Origin of the sequence: Ruminococcus sp. N15.MGS-57 (assembly GCF_000980385.1) — a bacterium.
Lineage (GTDB): Bacteria > Bacillota > Clostridia > Oscillospirales > Ruminococcaceae > Hominimerdicola > Hominimerdicola aceti.
This window is the reverse complement of the sequence record NZ_LARF01000105.1, coordinates 1-1,387: the sequence shown is the minus strand read 5'-3', so window position 1 is coordinate 1,387 and position 1,387 is coordinate 1. Positions and strand designations below refer to the sequence as shown.

At 48.4% G+C, this 1,387-nt stretch carries 2 tRNA genes and 2 rRNA genes; all 4 read left to right on the top strand.

The features are described 5' to 3' along the window. Positions 1–153, top strand: a 16S ribosomal RNA gene (locus tag WS40_RS10630); the annotation flags it as partial. 113 nt (positions 154–266) lie between these two features. After that, a tRNA-Ala gene (locus WS40_RS10625) sits at positions 267–342 on the top strand. A 195-nt stretch (positions 343–537) separates the two neighbouring features. Continuing rightward, positions 538–611, top strand: a tRNA-Ile gene (locus tag WS40_RS10620). A gap of 233 nt (positions 612–844) precedes the next feature. Next, positions 845–1,387, top strand: a 23S ribosomal RNA gene (locus tag WS40_RS10615); the annotation flags it as partial.

Here is a 1,387-nt window from a genome sequence, read left to right as displayed (position 1 = left end):
TTGTACACACCGCCCGTCACACCATGGGAGTCAGTAACGCCCGAAGTCAGTGACCTAACCGCAAGGGAGGAGCTGCCGAAGGCGGGACCGATGACTGGGGTGAAGTCGTAACAAGGTAGCCGTATCGGAAGGTGCGGCTGGATCACCTCCTTTCTATGGAGACCAAATCAGATGAAACAAGCTGATTTAAATTCCAAGGTCAGCATTACGAAAGATTTCTTTTCAAAACTCGTTGTTTAATTTTCAGGGTCCTGCCCGAGATATACGGGGGTATAGCTCAGCTGGGAGAGCACCTGCTTTGCAAGCAGGGGGTCAGCGGTTCGATCCCGCTTATCTCCACCAATAAGAATAGCCGAGGTTCGTAGCCCAAAAATAACGACCGGCGAGGACTAAGATGTGAAAATCACGCAAGTGATTGAAACATGTTAGACGAGTGGGAGTTATTTGAGGAGAAGCGAAGAACAACGAGGCTTGACATCATCAAGCAACAGCTATTCTTAAAAATACGGCTTAAGAAATAACGAGCCAAACCAATATGGGCTTATAGCTCAGCCGGTTAGAGCGCACGCCTGATAAGCGTGAGGTCGGTGGTTCGAGTCCACTTAAGCCCATTGGACGGTATAAAGAACGTCCATGTGTGTTCCTTGAAAACCGAATACAGAAAATCAATCTAATCTTAAATATTCTATAGAATCTATTGATAGAAATAGAAGTTAAGACATCCGAGGTAACCAAACAACTGACAATCAGTTTTGGTTATAAATAGCAAGCAGAAGACAGAGAGATCTGTCGAGAGAACAAAGTATCTTATAAGTGCCCGAGTATGCAACGCTATGCATATGAAGGTTAAGCGAAGAAGAGCGCAGGGTGGATGCCTTGGCACTGAGAGCCGATGAAAGACGTGATAAGCTGCGAAAAGCCAGGGGGAGGTGCAAATGACCCTTGATCCATGGATATCTGAATGGGGAAACCTACATGAGCATACCTCATGTGGCCTGTACTGAATCCATAGGTGCAGGCCGGGAACCCGGTGAACTGAAACATCTAAGTAGCCGGAGGAAGAGAAAGAAAATATTCGATTTCCAAAGTAGCGGCGAGCGAAATGGAAAGAGCCCAAACCGGTGTGCGTGCACACCGGGGTTCGGACTGCATGACTGATCCACGATCCCAGCAGAACGGTACTGGAAAGACCGGCGGCAAAGGGTGAGAGCCCCGTAAGCGAAGGGAGAAGGGACAGGGCAGTATCCAGAGTACTACGAGACACGAGAAACCTTGTAGGAATGAGCGGGGACCACCCCGTAAGGCTAAATACTACTCAGTGACCGATAGAGCATAGTACTGTGAAGGAAAGGTGAAAAGGACCCCGGGAGGGGAGTGAAAGAGAACC